This is a genomic window from Sulfitobacter sp. EhC04 (genome assembly GCF_001650875.1).
GTDB lineage: Bacteria > Pseudomonadota > Alphaproteobacteria > Rhodobacterales > Rhodobacteraceae > Sulfitobacter.
In genome coordinates this window covers 1-20,584 of the sequence record NZ_LXYI01000001.1, presented here as the reverse complement: position 1 = coordinate 20,584, position 20,584 = coordinate 1, and the positions used below count along the sequence as shown (strand labels likewise).

25 protein-coding genes are annotated in these 20,584 nt (G+C 63.1%); 16 read left to right on the top strand and 9 right to left on the bottom strand.

The annotated features are described in order from the left end of the window. Positions 1-7: 7 nt before the first annotated feature. From A8B82_RS00125 to A8B82_RS00110, 4 genes are all read right to left on the bottom strand, one after another. On the bottom strand, positions 8-427 hold the full coding sequence (locus A8B82_RS00125) for a rhodanese-like domain-containing protein (protein WP_067286721.1): 420 nt from the start codon (positions 425-427) through the stop codon (positions 8-10). 53 nt (positions 428-480) lie between these two features. Next, positions 481-1,005: a YHS domain-containing (seleno)protein gene (locus A8B82_RS00120; protein ID WP_067286719.1), complete on the bottom strand. Its 525-nt coding sequence runs from the start codon at positions 1,003-1,005 to the stop codon at positions 481-483. A 129-nt stretch (positions 1,006-1,134) separates the two neighbouring features. Beyond that, entirely contained in the window at positions 1,135-1,917 is a 783-nt protein-coding gene (locus A8B82_RS00115) for an SseB family protein (protein WP_067286717.1), read from the bottom strand. Continuing rightward, a complete protein-coding gene (locus tag A8B82_RS00110) occupies positions 1,910-2,497 on the bottom strand; it encodes a uracil-DNA glycosylase family protein (RefSeq protein WP_138069635.1) in 588 nt (195 codons plus the stop codon). The genes A8B82_RS00115 and A8B82_RS00110 overlap by 8 nt, the downstream gene beginning before the upstream one ends. 144 nt (positions 2,498-2,641) lie before the next feature. On the opposite strand from A8B82_RS00110, the gene A8B82_RS00105 reads away from it, so the two are divergent. The 7 genes from A8B82_RS00105 (at position 2,642) to A8B82_RS00075 (ending at position 9,873) form a co-directional block, all read left to right on the top strand. Beyond that, entirely contained in the window at positions 2,642-2,986 is a 345-nt protein-coding gene (locus A8B82_RS00105) for an ArsR/SmtB family transcription factor (RefSeq protein ID WP_067286712.1), read from the top strand. Then, positions 2,979-4,013 (top strand): permease, encoded by a 1,035-nt coding sequence (locus A8B82_RS00100; RefSeq protein ID WP_067286709.1) that lies wholly within the window; start codon positions 2,979-2,981, stop codon positions 4,011-4,013. Before A8B82_RS00105 ends, A8B82_RS00100 begins: the two co-directional genes overlap by 8 nt. A 68-nt stretch (positions 4,014-4,081) precedes the next feature. Continuing rightward, positions 4,082-4,984 (top strand): cation diffusion facilitator family transporter, encoded by a 903-nt coding sequence (locus tag A8B82_RS00095; RefSeq protein ID WP_067286706.1) that lies wholly within the window; start codon positions 4,082-4,084, stop codon positions 4,982-4,984. Positions 4,985-5,124: 140 nt separating this feature from the next. Next, entirely contained in the window at positions 5,125-5,787 is a 663-nt protein-coding gene (locus A8B82_RS00090; RefSeq protein WP_067286703.1) for an ABC transporter ATP-binding protein, read from the top strand. Beyond that, a complete protein-coding gene (locus A8B82_RS00085; protein WP_067286700.1) occupies positions 5,762-7,519 on the top strand; it encodes a capsule biosynthesis protein in 1,758 nt (585 codons plus the stop codon). Before A8B82_RS00090 ends, A8B82_RS00085 begins: the two co-directional genes overlap by 26 nt. Beyond that, positions 7,516-8,349, top strand: coding sequence for a 3-deoxy-8-phosphooctulonate synthase (gene kdsA, locus A8B82_RS00080; protein ID WP_067286698.1), 834 nt, complete (start codon positions 7,516-7,518; stop codon positions 8,347-8,349). The genes A8B82_RS00085 and kdsA overlap by 4 nt, the downstream gene beginning before the upstream one ends. Before the next feature lie 39 nt (positions 8,350-8,388). Continuing rightward, entirely contained in the window at positions 8,389-9,873 is a 1,485-nt protein-coding gene (locus A8B82_RS00075) for a phosphomannomutase/phosphoglucomutase (protein WP_067286696.1), read from the top strand. 140 nt (positions 9,874-10,013) lie between these two features. Here the strand turns inward: A8B82_RS00075 and moaB are convergent, their stop codons facing one another. Genes moaB through A8B82_RS00060 form a run of 3 tightly spaced genes read right to left on the bottom strand, consistent with a single transcriptional unit; the run spans position 10,014 to position 11,939 of the window. Continuing rightward, positions 10,014-10,556 (bottom strand): molybdenum cofactor biosynthesis protein B, encoded by a 543-nt coding sequence (gene moaB, locus A8B82_RS00070; protein ID WP_067286694.1) that lies wholly within the window; start codon positions 10,554-10,556, stop codon positions 10,014-10,016. Continuing rightward, positions 10,553-11,167: a LysE family translocator gene (locus A8B82_RS00065; RefSeq protein WP_067286692.1), complete on the bottom strand. Its 615-nt coding sequence runs from the start codon at positions 11,165-11,167 to the stop codon at positions 10,553-10,555. Before A8B82_RS00065 ends, moaB begins: the two co-directional genes overlap by 4 nt. Then, entirely contained in the window at positions 11,160-11,939 is a 780-nt protein-coding gene (locus A8B82_RS00060; RefSeq protein ID WP_067286690.1) for a uracil-DNA glycosylase, read from the bottom strand. Before A8B82_RS00060 ends, A8B82_RS00065 begins: the two co-directional genes overlap by 8 nt. A gap of 100 nt (positions 11,940-12,039) precedes the next feature. On the opposite strand from A8B82_RS00060, the gene A8B82_RS00055 reads away from it, so the two are divergent. The 9 genes from A8B82_RS00055 (at position 12,040) to A8B82_RS00015 (ending at position 18,752) form a co-directional block, all read left to right on the top strand. After that, positions 12,040-12,990 carry an aspartate carbamoyltransferase catalytic subunit gene (locus A8B82_RS00055; protein WP_067286687.1) on the top strand — a complete coding sequence of 317 codons (951 nt, stop codon included), beginning with the start codon at positions 12,040-12,042 and terminating at the stop codon, positions 12,988-12,990. A 90-nt stretch (positions 12,991-13,080) separates the two neighbouring features. Further along, entirely contained in the window at positions 13,081-13,614 is a 534-nt protein-coding gene (locus tag A8B82_RS00050; RefSeq protein ID WP_067286684.1) for a hypothetical protein, read from the top strand. 128 nt (positions 13,615-13,742) lie between these two features. Beyond that, positions 13,743-14,174, top strand: a complete 432-nt coding sequence (locus A8B82_RS00045; RefSeq protein WP_067286681.1) for a hypothetical protein — start codon at positions 13,743-13,745, stop codon at positions 14,172-14,174. 66 nt (positions 14,175-14,240) lie between these two features. Then, the gene (pyrC, locus tag A8B82_RS00040; RefSeq protein WP_067286678.1) at positions 14,241-15,518 is read left to right on the top strand and encodes a dihydroorotase; all 1,278 of its coding nucleotides are present in this window, start codon (positions 14,241-14,243) and stop codon (positions 15,516-15,518) included. Beyond that, the gene (gene plsY, locus A8B82_RS00035; RefSeq protein ID WP_067286676.1) at positions 15,518-16,126 is read left to right on the top strand and encodes a glycerol-3-phosphate 1-O-acyltransferase PlsY; all 609 of its coding nucleotides are present in this window, start codon (positions 15,518-15,520) and stop codon (positions 16,124-16,126) included. Before pyrC ends, plsY begins: the two co-directional genes overlap by 1 nt. A 184-nt stretch (positions 16,127-16,310) precedes the next feature. Beyond that, on the top strand, positions 16,311-16,847 hold the full coding sequence (locus A8B82_RS00030; RefSeq protein ID WP_067286671.1) for a GbsR/MarR family transcriptional regulator: 537 nt from the start codon (positions 16,311-16,313) through the stop codon (positions 16,845-16,847). Between the two features lie 34 nt (positions 16,848-16,881). Then, positions 16,882-17,322 carry a hypothetical protein gene (locus A8B82_RS00025; protein WP_067286669.1) on the top strand — a complete coding sequence of 147 codons (441 nt, stop codon included), beginning with the start codon at positions 16,882-16,884 and terminating at the stop codon, positions 17,320-17,322. 19 nt (positions 17,323-17,341) lie between these two features. After that, positions 17,342-17,698 carry a hypothetical protein gene (locus A8B82_RS00020; protein WP_067286667.1) on the top strand — a complete coding sequence of 119 codons (357 nt, stop codon included), beginning with the start codon at positions 17,342-17,344 and terminating at the stop codon, positions 17,696-17,698. A 157-nt stretch (positions 17,699-17,855) separates the two neighbouring features. Next, on the top strand, positions 17,856-18,752 hold the full coding sequence (locus A8B82_RS00015; RefSeq protein ID WP_161489401.1) for a DUF805 domain-containing protein: 897 nt from the start codon (positions 17,856-17,858) through the stop codon (positions 18,750-18,752). A 22-nt stretch (positions 18,753-18,774) separates the two neighbouring features. Here A8B82_RS00015 and A8B82_RS00010 read toward each other — a convergent pair whose 3' ends face one another. Both A8B82_RS00010 and A8B82_RS24105 read right to left on the bottom strand, forming a co-directional pair. Next, positions 18,775-20,145 (bottom strand): glutamate--cysteine ligase, encoded by a 1,371-nt coding sequence (locus A8B82_RS00010; protein WP_067286662.1) that lies wholly within the window; start codon positions 20,143-20,145, stop codon positions 18,775-18,777. Positions 20,146-20,206: 61 nt separating this feature from the next. Then, on the bottom strand, positions 20,207-20,584 hold a 378-nt coding region (locus A8B82_RS24105; RefSeq protein ID WP_067286660.1), incomplete at its 5' end, for a hypothetical protein.

The window sequence follows — 20,584 nt, the reverse complement described above, 5'->3', positions numbered from 1 at the left end:
CGCGCGGTCACTGCATGACAGGCAATCCACGCGCCAGCCACCCCGGCCCCGCGCCAGAGCCAAGCATGCCCTCCGGAACATCCAGTATTCTGGTAAAGCCAGCCTGCGACAACTGATCCGCAAGCCGCGCGGAGCGGACGCCACGGGCGCAGATCAATGCGACGGGCCGTTCCCTGTCGCCACCGACTTCCGCCATCAGAGCGTCAACAAAATCGTCCCGCCGCAGATCAAGCGGGACAGCACCCAGCGGAACGCCTGTGGCCTGCCATTCATCCGGCCTTCGAATATCCACCAAAAGGATCTCGCCCGCCTGCGCCCGCGCCAAAGCCTCTGGGGCACTCAGCGCATTCTCACCGATCTCTGCGCCGATATTGTACCAGCGCGCCGCGAAAACCCCGGTGGTCACGACCGCGACCGCCGCCAGCATGAAACCCCGCCGCACCCTGCGCGACGAGGTTGCATCAGGGTTGGCCCGGCGCTTCAGTTGACCGGTGCCGAGGACGTGAACTTCGGTATTGTGCTGGTCGACCGCGCTTCGGGCTCGATCGAGGCCCAGTTGCCCTCTGCCAGATTGATGTTGCCGGGAATGTCTTCCTCCCAGAAACTCACAACGTTCTTGGTGATGTTCAGGTAAAGCTTGCCGTCCACGATGCGCCAGAGGTTGGGATTGCCCGGCACCTTGCCCCCCTTGGAGACGCCATAGGCGCAATGCCCGTCATATTGCGGCGCGTATTTTGCCGGGTCGGCCAGAAACGCCGCGCGGTTCTCTTCCGAGGAAAAGGCAAATGTCGCACCGTTATACTCCGCCGTGATGGCCGCCTTGCCGGGGATGGCTTCGGGCTGCGGTTGACCCGGTTCGGCCTGCGGCAGGTCGAAATAGGCAACCACATCGTACCCCGACGCGGCATAGCCTGTTTCATCGACGTATTGATCCCCCGCAAAGGCCTGCGTGGCAAAGGTCAGCGCCGTGGCCGCTGCGGCAAGGGTTAGCGTAAATCTGGTCATGTTTCATATCCTCCGTGAACATTGCGTTGCACCAAGGCTACGCAGGCGCCGCTGCAATCGCATCCCACAAACCCGTGACCTCGCAGCCACGTGAGGCAATCTAACATGCCCCGTGATCAAATTGCCTGATTATTTCAGGATCGGCGGCTTTGCCGGGTCCGACCCCGGCGGCAGGCGCGGCGTTTGTTGCAAGGCCTCCCCCTGCGGCAAATCGAACCGCAGGCCCACCTTTGCCAGTTTTGTCACCACCGGATCGGATGGCGCAAAGAAACCGACATCCATCGCGCCCGCTTCGATCCCGGAAAAGGTCAGCGCCTCGGAGGCCGCGCGCACCAGCGCATCCTGCGCACGCGGGATGGCCCCGACAAAGGCCAGCAGATGCCCGCGCCCGCCGCCCGCATATTCGACCCCCACCAGAAAGGCCCCCGCCGCCATTGCCGTTGCCGTCGCCAGCTTGGCATCGATGGCGGCGATCAGGGTCTCGGGCAGGCCCTTGGGCGGCAGGACCTGTTCGATACGGGCCTCGACCTCACCCGGCGCATGGGCCAGCGTGTCGCGCAGCCAGTCCAGCGCCTCTGCCGGCAGCAGGATTTCAGACGGGGCCACCCCGACGTTCACCGCCATGCCCAGCGGCTGCCCCGCCAGCATCCCGGCAACGGCGCGCCCGGACAAAGCGACATAGGGCGCAGGCTCCCCCACATAGGCGCCCAGCCGCGCGGCCCTGTCAAAGACCAGCACATAGGCATCGTCCAACAGGACCGGGCTGATCTGATCCCCCTCCGGCTCCGCTTCAAGCAGCAGGTACAGTTCCACATCCGCGATCCGCTCGAAAAACCGCAACCGGGCGGTGTCGTCATCCGGGGCCGCGGTCATGGCGGCATGGGCGGTGTCCAGCGGGGTCGGGTCAGTCATTCAGCACCTCTGCAACAGCGGAACGCAGCCGGGGCAGCACCTCGACCTCGAACCACGGGTTTTTCTTTAACCACCCGGTATTGCGCCAGGACGGATGAGGCAAGGCAAAGACGCCCGGCGGATGGTTGCGCCAATCGGCAACCGCCTGCCTCACTGTCCTGAACCCGGGCAAATGATAGCGCATCGCATGGCCGCCGATCAGCACTGTCAGGCGAATGTCCGGCACCGCCTCCAGCGCCCGCGCCCGCCAGGTCCGGGCACATATGGGAGGCGGCGGCAGATCGCTGCCCTTGGCGTCATATCCCGGAAAGCAAAAGGCCATCGGGATGATCGCAACCTTGTTTCGGTCATAGAACTGCGCCTCGTCCAGCCCCAGCCAGTCGCGCAACCGATTGCCCGAAGCATCCCAGAACGGCTTGCCTGCCTCATGCACCCGCAACCCCGGTGCCTGGCCCGCAATCAGCAGACGCGCGCCGGGGTTGAACCACACCACCGGGTTGGGCGCATGGCCCGTTGCTGTCGCGGCAAACCGCGTCTCGCACAGGCGACATGCTCTCAATTCATCACGCATATCCGTCATGGCCTCCAGATACACCACCGGGCCGCGCTGCCAAACCCCGGTTTCATTGTTCTTCAAATACACTTCGCAACAGCAGCCAAAATCAATTCGAACATTATCGAAATAAGACTTGCACCACGCGGTCATTTCTATATTTCTAGAAATATGAAATCCGAATCGCATAACGCCCCGCCCCTCACCCTGGCCGCTGCCAGCTTCGCTGCCCTCGGCTCGGAACAGCGCCTGTCCGTCCTGCGCTGCCTTGTACGCGCGGGGCCGGAGGGGCTCAGCATCGGGGGATTGGGGGATCGGACCGGCGTCACCGGCTCCACCCTCACCCACCACCTGAAACTGCTGGCCGCCGCCGGTCTGGTGAAACAGACCCGTGCGGGCCGTTCCACCATCTGCGCCGCCGTCGCCTACGAAGAAGTTCAGGCCCTGGCACATTTTCTTTTGACAGAATGCTGCGCCGACGCGGTCGCCGCCTGCAAGGAACACGAACATGGCTGACACCACCCAGACATCACAAACCCTCAGCGCCGCCTGGCGCTGGCGTCCCGGCGCATGGGCCGTCACCATTGCGATCCTGACCGCGCTGGCCCTCTTCGACCTGCCACAGCTGGTCCCCACGCTGGTCTTTGCGGGCGGGGCGCTGGCGGGCACCGCGCCCTTCATCATTTTCGCGGTCCTGGCCGTCGCCTATCTCAAGGCCAGCGGGGCCGAAACGCTTCTGGCCCGCGCGTTCGAGGGCAACCCGGCGCGGATGATCGTTATGGCAGCGCTTCTGGGCGGCCTGTCGCCCTTCTGTTCCTGCGAGGTGATCCCCTTCATCGCCGCCCTGCTGGCGGTCGGCGCGCCGCTGGGGGCGGTCATGGCCTTCTGGCTGGCCTCGCCCCTGATGGACCCGGCCATGTTCGCAATCACTTCGGGCACGCTGGGATGGGATTTCGCCCTGGCCAAGACGCTGGCGGCCATTGGCATCGGCATGTTCGGCGGTTTCGGCGTCATGCTGGCCGCGAACACGCCGCTCTTTGCCGACCCGCTGCGGGAGCGCCCGGCGGTGGGCGGCTGCTGCGGGGTCAAGAAACCCTTCTCCGGCCAGCCCCAATGGCGCTTCTGGCAGGAGGGCACACGCCGCGAGGTATTCCGCGACACCGCCGTGGACAACGCGCTGTTCCTGACCAAATGGCTGACACTGGCCTATGTGGTCGAGGCGCTGATGCTGACCTATGTGCCCGCCGACTGGATCGCCGGGGTGCTGGGCGGCAGTGGTCTGATGCCGATCCTGCTGGGCGCGCTGGTGGGGGCACCGGCCTATCTGAACGGTTACGCCGCCGTGCCGCTGGTGGATGCGCTGCTGGCGCAGGGCATGACGCAGGGGGCCGCGATGTCCTTTGTCATTGCGGGCGGGGTCAGTTGCATCCCGGCGGCCATTGCGGTCTGGGCTCTGGTCAAGCCGCGTGTCTTTGGTGCCTATATCGGCTTTGCCCTGATCGGCGCGATCATCGCCGGGCTGCTCTGGCAAGCCGTGGCCTGACCGCTACATCGAAAAACAGACGGGGCAGCACGCCTGGCTGCCCCACCCCCATTTCGGATCGGATCTCCATGGCGCACGACCATCACCATCACATCGACCCTGAAGCGGGCGACGCCAAGGTTGCCTTTGCCATCGCACTGAACATGGCGCTGACGCTGGCACAGATCATCGGCGGCATCGTCGCGGGCAGCCTGTCGCTGATCGCCGATGCGCTGCATAATTTCTCGGACGCCATTGCACTGATCATCGCCTTCGGCGCGCGCAAGATCGCACGGCGCCCGGCAGATGCGCAGATGACTTTCGGCTATGGCCGGGTCGAAGCCGTCGCGGCGCTGGTCAATTACACCACCCTGATCGTGATCGGCCTCTACCTGATTTACGAGGCGGTGATGCGCTTTTTCGATCCGTCCGCGGTGGCGGGCTGGATCATCGTTATCGTGGCGGGAATCGCGCTGGTGATTGACCTCGCGACAGCGGCCTTGACGTATAGAATGTCCAAAAGCAGCGTGAACATCCGCGCGGCCTTTCTGCACAACGTGGCCGATGCGCTTGGCTCCGTTGCGGTGATCCTGGCCGGGACCCTGGTGATCCTGTTCGGCTGGACCTGGGTCGATCCGGCGGCAACCCTGCTGATCGCGGGCTACATCCTGTGGCAATCGGCCAGCGAAATGCCCGCTGTGCTGCGTATCCTCATGCTGGCAAGCCCGCCCGGTCTGGACACCGCCGCCGTGATCGACACAGTGCAATCCACGCCCGGCGTGGCCAGCACTCATCATGTACACCTGTGGATGATGGGTGAACATGAGACGGCGCTTGACGCCCATGTGGTACTGGACAGGGGTGCCCACGCCGATGCCACCCGCAGCGCGGTCAAGGCCCGCCTGGCCGCCGCCCATCACCTGCACCATTCCACGCTTGAGATGGAAACGGCGGACCACGCCTGCAAGGCCCCCCTTCTGATCGGCCACTGAACAACCCAGCCAGGACCAGGCCGCGTTGTACATTTGTTTCCTAATGAGACATAATGTGGACAAAATTGGGCACTAGGGCTGAGCCAAGCCACGGCCAACGGGGCACCCGGATCAGATCAGACACCGCGAGCGAAACAGGCATGCTGGAATTCGAAAACGTCTCCAAGTCCTATTGGACGGGAACCCAACACAAGGTCATCCTTGACCGGGTTTCGTTCAAGGTGGAACTGGGCCGTTCTTTGGGTATCCTGGCCCCCAACGGCACCGGCAAGACAACGCTGATCAACATGATGGCCGGCCTGGAAAAACCGGATGAAGGTGAAATCAGGCGGGGCTGCAACATCTCTTTCCCGCTGGGCTTCATGGGCGGCGTGGTCACCAAGGTCTCGGCGATGGAGAACGCCCGCTACATCGCGCGACTTTATGGGCTAGACCCGGACTATGTGGAAAGCTTCTGCCGCTGGCTCTGCGGGCTGGGCGAATATTTCGACCAGCCGCTGGGCACCTATTCGGCGGGTATGCGGTCGCGGTTCTCCTTTGCGCTCATGCTGGCGCTCGATTTCGACATGTACCTGATTGACGAGGGCATGCCCGCAACGACAGATGTTGAGTTCAACCGGAAGGCGGGCGATATCCTTCAGGAACGCCTGCGGACCACCACCATCATCATCGTCTCGCATCAGGCGCAGACGCTTGAGAAATTCGCACGTTCAGCCGCCGTTCTCCTGAATGGGCAGCTGCATATGTTTGACACCTTGGAAGAAGCGAAACAGCTCTATGACTACGAAACCCAAGGCTCGTAAGTTCCGCATCAAGCGGAGCGTGCCACCCATGCCGACGGCAACCTCTGCCGATATCGGCAGCGCACAGCCCAAAGAGCATGTTGCGCCTGAACGCCCCACTGCGCCCGAGCGCGCCGCAGGGCCGCGCCCGGTTCCCGATGCCGATCCCGCAGCGCAGCGTCCCTCCGCATCTCAGCCCAAGGTCGAGGACAGCACGCGGCCCGACACTGTCCGCAGTGGCGAAGTATCCTCCGCCAAGGAAGTCGCAGGCGAGTTGGACATGGATGCGATCCGCCGCGAGGGTTTGACAGGCCGTCAATTGCGCATGGCACGGCGCGTCGCACAAAAACACGGGCTTGCGCCCACATCCGACTTTGACGCGGTGCGCCTGCTGCGGTCCAAGGGGATCGACCCTTTCCAGCGTTCCAACATGCTGGAACTTGTGGTGCCGCAGGCCGGTGGCGAACATCGCGACGGCGCGCCCGGCGACATGATGGCACAGCTGCCCGCGCAGCAGGGCGGTGCCGGAACCGGCCGTGTGCAACTGCCGCAGACCGTGCCAGCGGGCGGCGGCATCAACCTGCCCTCGACCGAGTTGAGCCCGGCAGAACGCCGCCAGCGCGAAATCGGTGATATCCAGCGCGACATCTCGCGCCGCCGCCGCCGCAAGCTGGGGCTGCTCATGGTGCGGCTGGCGTTCTTTGTCATGCTGCCGACCTTTGCGGCCGGTTACTATTTTTACAAGGTCGCCACACCGATGTACGCGACCAACAGCCAGTTCCTGATCATCCAGAGCGAAGGCACCAGCACCAGCCCCTTTGGCGGGCTGCTGCCGACACAATTCGCGAATTCGGCTGACAGCATCGCGACACAGGCCTATCTGCAATCCAAGGATGCGATGCTGCGCCTGGATGCGGATGCCAATTTCAAGGCGCATTTTTCCGATTCAGCCATCGACCCGATCCAGCGTCTGGCCGACAATCCGACCAATGAAGAGGCCTATAAGGTCTACAAGAAAAACGTGAAGATCGGCTATGACCCGACCGAAGGCGTGATCCGGATGGAGGTCATCGCAGCCGATCCGCATGTCTCCACCGATTTTTCGCGCAACCTGCTGGAATACGCCGAGGAACGCGTCAACAACCTGTCCAAGAAAAAGCGCGAAGACGGGATGGCGGACGCGGTGCAGGGGCTGGAACAGGCCATGGAAAAACGCCGCGCGTCCCAGCAGAACCTGATTGAGCTTCAGGTGCAGAACGGCGTGGACCCTGAGGCCGAAATCATCGCGATCAGGACCCAGATCACCACCTACGAGGGATTGCTGATCGAAAAAGAACTGGAACTGGCTGCACTTCTGGACAACACCCGCCCCAACAAGGCCAAGGTCGATGGCGCGCAGGGTGACGTGCGCCGCCTGAACGAGCAGTTGGACAAGCTGAATTCCAAGCTGAATTCGGCCACCCAGGGTGAGGATTCGCTGGCCAAGAAAGCGGTTGAACTGCAACTGGCGCAGGCCGATCTGGTTGCGGCGGACACCAACCTGCAACTGGCCCAGACCGGGCTGGAGGCCGCCCGTGCCGAGGCCAATCGCCAGGTGCGTTATCTGACCGTGGCGGTGGAGCCGGTTGCCCCGGAGGAACCCACCTATCCGCGTAAATTCGAGAACACGATCTTGGCTTTCCTGATCTTTGCAGGCATCTACCTCATGTTGTCGCTGACATCAGCGATCCTCAGAGAACAGGTAACTTCATGACGCAAGTCCCCGTTGGTGACATCCTTATCGGCAATGACCGCCCCCTCACTGTCATCGCCGGACCCTGCCAGTTGGAATCCGAGGATCACGCCCAGATGATCGCGGGCCGGATGAAAGAGGCCTGTGATGCAGCCGGGGCGCAATATGTGTTCAAGGCAAGCTATGACAAGGCCAACCGCACATCGCTTTCGGGCAAGCGGGGCCTGGGCATCGACGAAGGCCTGCGGGTGCTTGACTCCGTGGCGCGGGCCAATGGCGTGCCCGTGCTGACCGATGTCCACACAGAGGGGCAATGCGACATCGCGGGCGCGGTTGTGGACATCCTGCAAATTCCGGCCTTCCTGTGCCGCCAGACCGACATGCTGCTCGCGGCGGGCAAGACCGGCAAGGTCGTGAACGTCAAAAAGGGACAATGGCTCGCCCCCTGGGAAATGGGCAATATCGTCGACAAGATCAAATCGACCGGCAATGAAAAGATTCTGCTGACCGAGCGCGGCACCTCCTTTGGCTACAACACCCTTGTGACGGATATGCGCAGCCTGCCGCAAATGGCGCAGACCGGCTTTCCGGTGGTAATGGATGCAACCCATGCGGTGGCCTCGCCCGGCGGCAAGGGGACTTCGTCCGGCGGACAACGCGAATTCGCACCGGTGCTTGCCCGCGCGGCGGTCGCGATCGGCGTGGCAGCGGTTTTCATGGAAACCCACGAAGACCCCGACAACGCCCCCAGCGACGGGCCGAATATGATCTATCTCGACCAGATGCCGGACCTGATCGCCAGCCTGATGCGCTTCGACGCGTTGGCCAAAGAGTATCCCCTGTCTTTCTGATACCCGTCTTTCTGATACCTGAGTGAAAGAGGTCTCTCCGTGACCAAACCCGCCCCGACCGTCACCCAGAACACCTGGGAATTCCTGCGCGACGCGATGATCACGCCAACGGGGTTCCGCGAATACGACGCGCGCTGGAAATATCCCGATGATATCAACCTGCCGGGCATCACGGCCTTGGGACTGGGGCTGGGCACGCAGATGTACCGGCGCGGAATCGAACCGGTCATTGCCGTCGGCAACGACTATCGTGACTATTCGCTGTCGATCAAGAACGCGTTGATGCTGGGCCTCATGCAGGCGGGCATCCAGGTCCGTGACATCGGCCCGGCACTGTCGCCGATGGCCTATTTCGCGCAGTTTCACCTGAATGCGCCCGCCGTGGCCATGGTCACGGCCAGCCACAATCCCAATGGCTGGACCGGGGTCAAGATGGGGTTCGAACGCCCCCTGACCCACGGCCCCGACGAGATGAGCGAGCTGCGCGAGATCGTGCTGAACGGCGAGGGCCAACCGCGCCCCGGCGGCGGCTATGAATTCGTACATGGGGTGCGCGAGGCCTATCTTGACGACCTGGTGGGCGACTTCAAAATGACCCGACCGCTCAAGGTGGTCTGCGCTACAGGTAACGGCACCGCTTCGGCCTTTGCGCCCGAGCTGTTCCGCCGCATTGGTGTCGAGGTGGTCGAAAGCCACAACAGGCTCGACCATACGTTCCCGCATTACAATCCGAACCCCGAAGCGATGGAAATGCTGCATGACATGGCCGCATCGGTCAAAGCCTCCGGTGCGGATCTGGCGCTGGGGTTTGACGGTGACGGCGACCGCTGCGGCGTGGTCGATGACGAGGGGGAAGAGATTTTTGCCGACAAGGTTGGCGTGATCATGGCCCGCGACCTTGCCCGGCTCTATCCCGGATCGACCTTCGTGGCGGATGTGAAATCAACCGGGCTTTTCGCTTCCGACCCGGAGTTGATCAAACACGGGATCAAGGCGGATTATTGGAAAACCGGCCACAGCCACATGAAACGCCGGGTCAAGGAACTGGGCGCGCTGGCGGGCTTTGAAAAGTCGGGCCACTACTTTCTCGCGGAGCCCATCGGGCGCGGATATGACTGCGGGATGCGGGTGGCCGTGGAAATCTGCAAGCTGATGGATCGCAACCCGGACAAGAGCATGTCCGACCTGCGCCGCGCCCTGCCGCAGACCTGGGCCACGCCAACCATGTCGCCCTATGCCGCCGATACGGAGAAATACGCGATACTGGACCGGATCGTGGGCAAGCTGACGGCGCTGCCGGAACTGGCGGGTCGCAAAGTGGTGCAGGTGGTCACCGTAAACGGCGCACGGGTGATCCTGGACAATGGCGCATGGGGGCTGGTGCGGGCGTCCTCGAACACGCCGAACCTGGTGGTGGTCTGCGAAAGCCCCGAATCGGAAGCCGAACTACGTCAGATTTTCGCGGAACTGGATGCGGTGATCCGCAGCGAGCCCGGCGTCGGCGACTACGACCAGACCTTCTGAGCCTGGCCCGGAAATTCTTTCAAAAGAATTTTCCCGGAGTTTTTGAAAACTCCGCTACGCAGCAGGCAAGACCAACGCAATCCCAGCCGAATTTTTCAAAAAATTCGGTCCGGAGTTTTCAAAAACTCCGGCGCGCCGCGTCACTTTCTTCGCCGATGCTCATCCAGCCGCGGCATGATCTCCACGAAATTGCAGGGCCGGTGACGGTAATCCAGCTGCTTCACCAGGATCTCGTCCCAGGCGTCCTTGCAGGCCCCCGGTGATCCCGGCAGCGCGAACAGATAGGTGCCATTCGCCACGCCGCCAGTCGCCCGGCTCTGCACGGCGGAGGTGCCGATCTTGTTCATCGACACGATTGTAAAGACGGTGCCGAAGGCGTCGATCTCCTTTTCATAAACATCGCGGTGCGCCTCAACCGTCACGTCGCGCCCGGTCAGCCCGGTGCCACCGGTGCTGATCACCACATCCACCCCATCGTCCGCACACCAGGCGCGCAGCTGGTCCGCGATTTCCGCCCGTTCGTCGCGGATGATCCGGCGGTCGGCCACCACATGCCCCGCTGCCTCGATCCGGCCTACCAGCACATCGCCTGACCTGTCGTCCGCCAGATCGCGGGTGTCCGACACGGTCAGCACCGCAATGCGCACCGCGATGAAATCCTTGCTTTCTTCAATCCGGCTCATGCCCGCTCCATCATTGCCAGCCGCGCCGCCAGCGCGACAAAGATACCCGCGCTGAGATAGCCCAGCAGACGCCCGCCACGCGTCAGCCTGCGGCCCAGCGTGCTGGCGAAGACGCCGACGCCCGCGTTGATCACAAACCCGCCCAGCCCCAGCACCGCCCCAAAGACCAGGAACTGCCCCAGCACCGACCCGGCATCGGGGAGGACAAACTGCGGCACAAAGGCCAGCACAAAGAGGATCACCTTGGGGTTGCTCAGGTTCACGTAGAACCCTGTGCGGAACGCCTTCCAGACGCCACAGGCGCGCGCGTCGTCCCGTGCGGCACCACTGTGCCGCAGGGTCTGCACCGCCAGCCACAACAGGTAGGCCACGCCGATCCAGCGGATCACCTCAAGCGCCCAGGGCAGGGCCGCCACCACCGCCCCCAGCCCAAGACCCGCCAGCCCCACATGCACCATCGCCCCGGCGGAGATCCCGGCGCTGGCCGCCACAGCCGCCCTGGGGCCAGCGCGCAGCCCCTGCCCAAGGCAGAACATCATGTCCGCCCCCGGCGTCAGGTTCAGTGCCAGCGCGGCGGGCACGAAGGCCAGCAGGGTCAGCGGGTCAACCATTCGCCAGCTTCGCCTTCAGCGACAACAGGTCAGCCCAGGCCTCGCGTTTGAACTCGGGCGAGCGCAGCAGGTAGGCGGGATGGAACATCGGCAGCGCGGGCACGCCTCCGGCCTCGGTCCACGCGCCCCGCAGCCGGGTGATGCCACGTTTGCCGAGTAGTGCCTGACAGGACCAGTTGCCGACAATCACCAACACCTGAGGCTTTGCCAGCGCGATGTGGCGCAACAGGAAAGGTTTCATCATCGCGATCTCTTCGGGCTTTGGGTCGCGGTTCTGCGGCGGCCGCCAGGGCAGGACGTTGGTGATATAAACCGGTGCCTCCGCATGGTCGCGCCCCATGTCGATGGCCGCCAGCATCCGGTCCAGCAATTGCCCTGCCCGTCCGACAAAGGGTTTGCCCGCGCGGTCCTCGTCCCGGCCCGGAGCCTCGCCCACCAGCATCACCCGCGCGCCTGGGATGCCATCGCTGAACACCAGGTTACGCGCGCCCTTTTTCAGGTCGCAATGCTCAAATGCGGCCATGGCAGCGCGCAATTCTTCAAGCGTCCCTGCGGCTGCGGCGGCCTGTTCGGCAATTGCGACGGCATCGACTTTGGCCTGTTGCGGCACCGGCACGCCCGCAGGTGTCGCAGGTGCGGCGGCCTTCGGTTTTTCAACTGCGGCAGGCACCTCGTAGCGATTTACCGGCAGATCCCCGATCGCTTCAAGCGCGCCGAGTTCAATCTGCCATTCCAGCAGCGCGAGGTCTTGATGATAATCCGATGATTCCATGGCACCATCCTACGCCCTGCCTGCCCCAAGCTAAATCCCCACCTTGTCGCCCGCCCCTGCACCCCCCTATAAGGGCGCGACACTGACGAAAGGCGCCGCGATGTCCTTCCCCCACCGCCATCTGCTTGGCATTGAGCATCTGTCGCAGGACGATATCACAACCCTGCTGGACCTTGCCGACACCTATGCAGAACTGAACCGCCAACCGGACAAGCACGCCGATGCGCTGGCCGGGCTGACCCAGATCAACATGTTCTTCGAGAACTCGACCCGCACGCAGGCCTCGTTCGAGATTGCAGGCAAGCGGCTGGGTGCCGATGTGATGAACATGGCGATGCAGGCGTCGTCGATCAAAAAGGGCGAAACCCTGATCGACACCGCCATGACCCTGAACGCCATGCACCCCGACTTGCTGGTGGTGCGCCACCCGCAATCGGGCGCGGTGGACCTGCTGGCGCAAAAGGTGAACTGCGCGGTGCTGAACGCGGGTGACGGGCGGCACGAACACCCGACACAGGCGCTGCTGGATGCGCTGACCATCCGCCGGGCCAAGGGACGCCTTCACCGCCTGTCCATCGCCATCTGCGGTGACATCGCCCACAGCCGCGTGGCGCGGTCGAACATCCTGCTGCTGGGCAAGATGGAAAACCGCATCCGCCTGATCGGCCCACCCACGCTGATGCCCGCAGGCGTGGCCGATTTCGGCGTCGAGGTCTTTGACAACATGGCAGAGGGTCTGAAGGACGTGGATGTGGTGATGATGTTGCGCTTGCAAAAAGAACGCATGGACGGCGGCTTTATCCCCAGCGAACGGGAATATTACCACCGCTACGGGCTGGATTCCGAAAAGCTTGCACATGCCAGGCCCGACGCCATTGTCATGCACCCCGGCCCGATGAACCGGGGCGTCGAGATTGACGGCACATTGGCCGATGACATCAACCGCAGCGTGATCCAGGACCAGGTCGAGATGGGCGTCGCCGTGCGGATGGCGGCCATGGACCTTCTGGCGCGCAACCTGCGCCAAACACCGGTGCGGCAAGTTTCCTGAGCTGCGTCCGAACCAACACCGCCCGGTTTGCGTTGATCCGTCATGGAACAGCGCAAATCACCCACGAGTGAAAATCCGGATACTGACGAGATGACACAGATCACCGTTCCCGCCCATGAACATGGCATTGTGCGTGTCTTCAGTCTTTCGATGTCTGCCGATCAGGCGCAGTCACTGCGCAACAGCCGCCAGGCGCAAAAGGATGCATTGGGGCTGAAACAGCTTGATCCGCGCGGGGTCGAAGTTTTTCAGGTCTCCGATCTGGCCGACATCGGCCTGCACGGCTATCTGCGCGAAGGGGTTGATGCCGATGAAGCCGGATTGACCCGCGACCGCACCAAACTGCGTGCGCTAGAAGGATGGGTCATGCTGGTCTATTCCAGCGCTTTCGAGGGGCGCGAAGTGGCGTTCACGCCGACACCGGAACTGACCCTGATCGGTGCCTATGGCCAAACCAAGATTGACCGATCACAGATTGACATCGACTCGGAGGCTGCAAAACCATATTCCGGCTCGCCCACACTGACGCCCCCGCAACCCGTGCGCGGTGGTGCTGGCGGGACGATGATGATCATTGGGTTGATCGTTCTGGTGGCTCTTGCCTGCTGGTGGGCGCTTTCCTAACGCCTGTTCTTGAGGTAGAAAAACCTTATGAAAGAACCAGAACCCGACCCCAAGATGTCCGGTCGCATTGCGATGGTCGCCCTGCTGGTGGCTTTTGGCGTGGTTGCGCTGATGGTCTGGATGGCCGGATGACGTCGCGGCTGAGCTGGGCGCCGCAACGCGCGGTGTTTCTGCGCCGGGCAGCGGTCACCGCACTGTTTACATTCCTGACCCTGATGGCATCAGGCTTTCTTTTGGCTTTTTACACAGGCTTGCCGTTCCTTTGGGTCATCCCCACCGCGCTTTTGTTGACAGCAGGATTTCTGTTCGACGACGCCCTGCGCTGGCGCGCTTCCAAGTACGACCGCTGGCATCTTGATGGCGGGCACCTGATCCATGAAGGCGGCGATGGCACAGCGCAACTGCCCCTGAGTGAGATTGCTCGCGTCTTTACCCGCTTTGGCGGCCGGGTGGTGGTCGAGCTGTCCTCGGGGCAGCGCATCGCGATGGGATACCTGCCGTTTCCGGCAAAAACCGCCCAGACGATCGAGGCTGCGCGGCGGGGGACCCTCGCAGGCTGAACTTGCCCCTTGGTTCAGCCCGCGTTTTAGGGCAAGACACGCCGGACCCAATCACGAAGGCCCGCCATGACGTTGCACTTTATCAACGCGCAGCTGATCGACCCCGAAGCGGGGACGCTCACCCCAGGGGCGCTGACCGTTCACAATGGCCGTATCGCACGGATCGCGGCCAATGATGAAGCGCCCGGCGGCGCGCAGATCATTGATTGCGGTGGCAAATACCTCGCCCCCGGCATTGTGGACCTCGGCGTAAAGGTCTGCGAACCCGGTGAGCGCCACAAGGAAAGCTATCGCTCTGCCGGGCTGGCGGCGGCGGCGGGCGGGGTCACCACGATGATCACCCGGCCTGATACCACCCCGACCATCGACAGCCCCGAAGTGCTGGAATTCGTCACCCGGCGCGCGAATGAGGCGGCCCCGGTCAACGTGATCCCGATGGCGGCCTTGACCAAGGGGCGCGCGGGCCATGAGATGACCGAAATCGGCTTCCTGATGGATGCAGGTGCCGCGGCCTTTACCGATTGCGACCATGTGGTCACGGATACCAAGGTGTTTTCCCGCGCCCTGACCTATGCCCGCAGCCTTGGCGCGCTGGTCATCGCCCATCCGCAGGAACCGATCCTGAGTGCCGGGGCCGCCGCGACAAGTGGCAAGTTCGCCTCTCTGCGTGGTCTGCCTGCCGTGTCGCCGATGGCGGAACGCATGGGGCTGGACCGCGACATCGCCCTGATCGAGATGACCGGGGCGAAATACCACGCCGACCAGATCACCACCGCCCGCGCCCTGCCCGCACTGGAACGGGCCAAGCGCAACGGGCTGGACATTACAGCAGGTGTGGGCGTGCATCACCTGACGCTCAACGCGCTGGACGTGGCGGACTATCGCACCTTCTTCAAGCTCAAGCCGCCGCTGCGGGACGAGGATGACAGGCTGGCGGTCGCGCAGGCTGTCGCCTCCGGCCTGATCGACATCATCTGCTCCATGCACACCCCGCAGGACGAGGAATCCAAGCGCCTGCCCTTCGAGGAGGCTGCCTCTGGCGCTGTCGGGCTGGAAACGCTGCTGCCCGCCGCCCTGCGGCTGGTCCATGCTGAGGTGATGGACCTGCCGACGCTCTGGCGCGCGCTGTCGCTGAACCCCGCGAAACGGCTGAACCTGCCCGGCGGACGGCTGAGCGTGGGTGCCCCCGCCGATCTGGTGCTGTTCGACGCAGATGCGCCGTTCAAGCTGGACCGCGCCACATTGCGTTCCAAATCGCGCAACACCCCATTTGACGGAATGCGGATGCAGGGTAAGGTCCTGAAAACCTATGTTGCAGGCAATTGCGTATTCGAGGCCCCCTGATGCCCCTGATTGAAAGTTCCGCCGCCGTTCTGATCCTTTGGGGTCTGATTGGCTATCTTATGGGGTCGATCCCCTTTGGCCTCGTGCTGACGCGCACGATGGGGCTGGGCAACCTGCGCGACATCGGCTCAGGCAACATCGGCGCCACCAACGTCTTGCGCACCGGCAACAAGAAGGCCGCCGCAATGACCCTGGTGCTGGACGGCGCAAAGGGCGCGGTTGCCGTCCTGCTGGCCCGCGTACTGGCGGGCGAGGATGCCGCGCAACTGGCCGGGCTGATGGCGATGCTGGGCCATTGTTATCCTGTCTGGCTGCGCTTCAACGGCGGCAAGGGTGTCGCGACTTTCCTCGGGATCGTGCTGGCGCTGGCATGGCCTGTTGGGATCGGCTGCTGCATTGCCTGGTTGATCGGCGCGCTGACCAGCCGCATTTCGTCGATGGGGGCGCTGGCCGCCGCTTCCGCGTCGACTTTCCTGATGGTGATTCTGGGCGCGGGCAACACCCTGGTTCTGGGCGTGGTCCTGACCCTGCTGGTGTTCTGGCGTCACCGGACCAACATCAGACGGATCAAGGCCGGCACCGAGCCGAAAATCGGCAAGACGGCATAACACCGCCGCCCGCTGTGGCGCGGCTGAACCCATAGGCGCACCAGCCGGCATTGCCCGACCCCCTCTCATGACCGATGATCGAACCTGTGGCATTGCGCCACAGGGGCAGCGGGAAAATCTGCTTGCCATTCCCGAAATTCCTGATATTTCTGTCATTACAGAAATTAATCTACGGACTCGAAAGATGCACCTCACTCCTGCCATGCAGAACTTTATCCTCCACTGGGGGGATATGGGGGCGAAATGGGGCACCAACCGCTCCGTCGCGCAGATCCACGCGCTGCTGCACATCGCGCCGGAAGCCCTGAGCGCGGATGAAATCTGCGACCTGCTGAACCTCGCCCGGTCGAACGTGTCAAACGGGCTGAAGGAGCTGCAATCGCTCGGCCTGGTCAAATCGCAGCGCAAGCTGGGCGATCGGCGCGATCACTTCACCTCGATCCGCGATATGTTCGATCTGGTCAACCAGGTGATCGAAAGCAGGCGGGAACGTGAATACGCCCCGACCCTCGCCGCACTGCGCGAGGTTCAGGCCGAGGCGGAACAGGACGCGACACCAACCGCCGTGAAAGCGCGCATCAACGAGACGCTGACCACCATGCAGATGTTCGACGACTGGTATCGCGACGTGTCACGCCTGCCCCGGTCGGTGCAATTGTCGGTGATCAAACTGGGGGGCCGCATCGCGCGCTTCCTGCCAAAATCCAAGGACAGGGGCTGAAAAGCCGCCTTCCATTTACCCAAGGATTTCTCTCATGACAGAAATAATTGAAAACTTCACCTTCACCCGCGCCGCCGGTCCGCGGCATATCGTCGATCCCGTGGCCTTCATTATTGCCCTCATCGGCGGACCGCTGCTGGTAACCGCGATCAGTTTCTGGCTGGTGGTCCCGGTCTTCGCGCTGTTGATCGGCGGGCCGCTCTACCTTGCTGTCGGCACTCCGGTTCTGCTGTGGCGTCTGCAAAAAGAGGTTCACGACATCTTTGAACTGGCCGTTCTCGCGATGAAAACGGTGGTGATCCTGACACTGGGCGCAACGGGCTATATGTGCCTCACCTTCCAGGAAGGGCAAATCCCTTCCCTGCTGATAATGGCCCTGTTTGCCCTGGTCTTTGCCGCCCTCTGGACCGCCACATTCGGCTGGCTCTATCGCAGGCTCTGCCGCGACTTCTTCACCCAACCCATTCCCAACTGACCTCAAAAGGAGAAACAAAATGATCCTGCTTGCTTTTATCTACATCCTTCTGGCCTTTGGCGCGCTTGCCGCCCTGTGCATCATGATCCTGCGCATTGGCGCGATGATCGGCACCTGCCCGCAGACCAGTGCCGCAGCCCGCGCAGCGGCTGTCACCATCGCCACCGGCTTTGCCGCCATCGGCGCGGGTGGCGTGACTCTGATCGGTGCGCTGCTGCCGCTTGCAGCCAGCGGCCCGCTGATCAGCTTTCTGCTGGCACTGGGTCTGGCGAGCCTCTGCCTTGGGCTTGGCTTCACCCATGCTGTCGGCACCCTGCGCGCCGTGCTGGTCCGCCCTGCCCAGGACAATCCCCGGCAACAGCCAGAACCGGCCTGACGGCCAAACCGCAAAAAACCAGGGGACCGGCGTGCAACCGCGCCGGTCCCGCGCTATTGAGGAGAACCGGCAATCCCAAATAAATCCGATCACCGCCAAAATCCTGCCCCGATCGACGGGCAGTTTCGGTCCGCAAACAACAGCCATGGACCCCGCCGTGCGAACAGTCTTCCGGTATTTCGAAAATTTCTTTTTCCGCGCTTTCAATTTTTCGGGCCGTGCCACGCCGCTGGAGTACTGGTGCGTGATGCCCCTGATCTGGATTGCGATCTTTGCCCTGCTGCCGGGCGACGCCGCTGAATTCTGGTCCTTTCTGCTGGTACAACAGGTCCCGCCGCTGAACCCGCTTTATTACGATTCCATCCTGATTTTTGTCCTGACCATCATCCCCCGTCTGTCCCTGACCGTGCGCCGCCTGCACGACAGCGGCAAAAGTGGCAAATGGGCCAAACTGCCGTTCATCGCCATCTTCTCCGGCATCACTCTGGCACTGGGTATCGGTTCGGCCTTGTTGACCTCCAGCATCGCCGGAAACGAGGCTGTGCTGGGCTTCGCCGTATTGGGCGCAATCGTCATGGGATCGGCAGAAAGCGCCTGGGACGGTATCTTTGCCGCCGCAGCAGCCGCCAATGCCATGGGGTGGGACGTGATCTGGGCGACACTCAGTGACATGACCGGCAGCATGCCGAAACCGCAGCTTGGCGAGGGCGCTGGCAACCTGGCCCAATCGGTCAAATCGGACCCCGGCATTGGCATCCCGGCGATCCTGGTCATGACGCTGATGGTCTGCACGCCAGTGGTATCCGCCTTGCTGCACCTGATGTTCATGCTGGCCCCGACCAAACAAGAAGCGGACAGCCTTGGCGGCCTGCTGGACCCCGCGCCGATGCGCAAGACCGGCGGCCCCTCCGCGTCCGGGAACAAGCGGCATGACCCGCTGCAAAGCTATGCCTGCCTGTTCGAGCGCAACCCCGAGCAGGTCGCGGCGTTGAAGGTCAAGCAGAAGCAAGAGCTAAAAGACCTCTACCGCACCCGCGTGCTGGGCCAGGGCTGAGGCGCGCGCGGCCGAGGAAAGCTCAGTAGCTGAATTCGTCGTAGATCCGGCTCAAGTCACCATCCCAGGGGCCGTGATAGGCGTCCAGCAGCTCATCCGCAGGCACCTTGCCGGTCTCGACGCTTTCCTTCAGTGCATTGAGGAAATGCGTTTCGTCCGGGATCAACCCACCCGCCCCGGCGCGTGCGCGGGCCTTCAACCCGGCCTCTGACAGGGCGACAGCCTCGCGGGCGACCTCGTGCAGGGAAATGCCCTGCACCTTGCCCTGCAACCCTTCGATACTGGCCGACACGCGCAGCCCGTCATGCTGTGCCGCTGTCCAGTTCTTGACCAGATCCCAGGCACCATCCAGCGCCGACTGATCATACATCAGCCCCACCCAGAAAGCGGGCAAGGCACATAGCCGCCGCCAGGGTCCGCCATCCGCGCCGCGCATCTCGATGAACTTCTTCATCCGCGCCTCGGGAAAGGCCGTTGTCAGGTGATCGGCCCAATCGCTCAGCGTCGGCGTCTCGCCGGGCAGCGCGGGCAGTTTGCCCGACATGAAATCACGGAACGACATGCCCAGCGCGTCGATATACTTGCCGTCGCGATAGACAAAATACATCGGCACATCGAGCGCGTAGTCGACCCAGCGTTCAAACCCGAACCCGTCCTCAAAGACAAAGGGCAATGTGCCGGTGCGCGAGGCATCCAGGTCGCGCCAGACCCGACTACGCAGGGATTTATAGCCGTTCACCCTGCCTTCAAAGAACGGGGAATTGGCGAACAACGCGGTGGCCACGGGCTGCAACGCCAGCGCCACGCGCATCTTCTTGACCATGTCGGCCTCTGACCCGAAATCGAGGTTTACCTGGACCGTGCAGGTCCGCCGCATCATGATCCGCCCCATGGTGCCGACGCGGCCCATATAGTCGTTCATCAGCTTGTAGCGCCCCTTGGGCATCAGATCCATCTGGTCATGGGTCCAGTCCGGTGCCGCGCCCAGCCCGATGAAACCGACACCGATGCGGTCGGCGACATCCTTGACCTCGCGCAGGTGTGAATTCACCTCGTCGCAGGTCTCGTGAATGGTCTCGACCGGTGCACCGGACAACTCAAGCTGACCACCCGGTTCAAGCGATACATTCGCGCCGTCCTTCTCCAGCCCGATCAGCTTGCCGCCCTCTTCGACAGGGGCCCAGTTGTGGCGGTCGCGCAGCCCCTCCAGCATCACCCGGATCGAGCGCTCGCCCTCGTAAGGCAGGGGTTTGTGCGTATCCTTGCAATAGCCGAACTTCTCATGCTCGGTGCCGATCCGCCACTGGTCCCTGGGCTTGCAGCCATCCGCCAGGTATTCGGCCAGTTGTTCGTGACGCTCAATGGGGCCGCCGCCGGACTGTGGAATGGACATGGGTGAGGGCTCCGCAATGATATCTCTGAATGGTCAGGGATGGGCGATCAGGCTGGGCGTGTCAATGCAGCACGCGCACCGGTGGCCGCTGCGATTGTCGTTGCCATATGACCACCGATTGCACCCCGCCCGCCCGCAACTCACCCAGCATCCTTTCGGTCCTGATGCCCGGCAGCGTGGCAAAGGCATCAAACAGCGCCTCTGACCCTGCAGCATTCACCGGAATCAGCAACGCCGCCTGCCCCGGTTGATCGAGCCGCCAATGCGCCGGATACATATTGCGCTCCAAGGTGAGGCTTTGCATCTCTCGCAGGGCCACGGTGCCCCCGGTCAGCGGGCCGAAGTAAGTGACCTCGCCCTCATCAACCTGAACCGCCCCCGGCCCGCCCCGGCCTGCCCGGAACCGCAGCCGCTGCACGCCGATCCAGGCCAGCCCGAC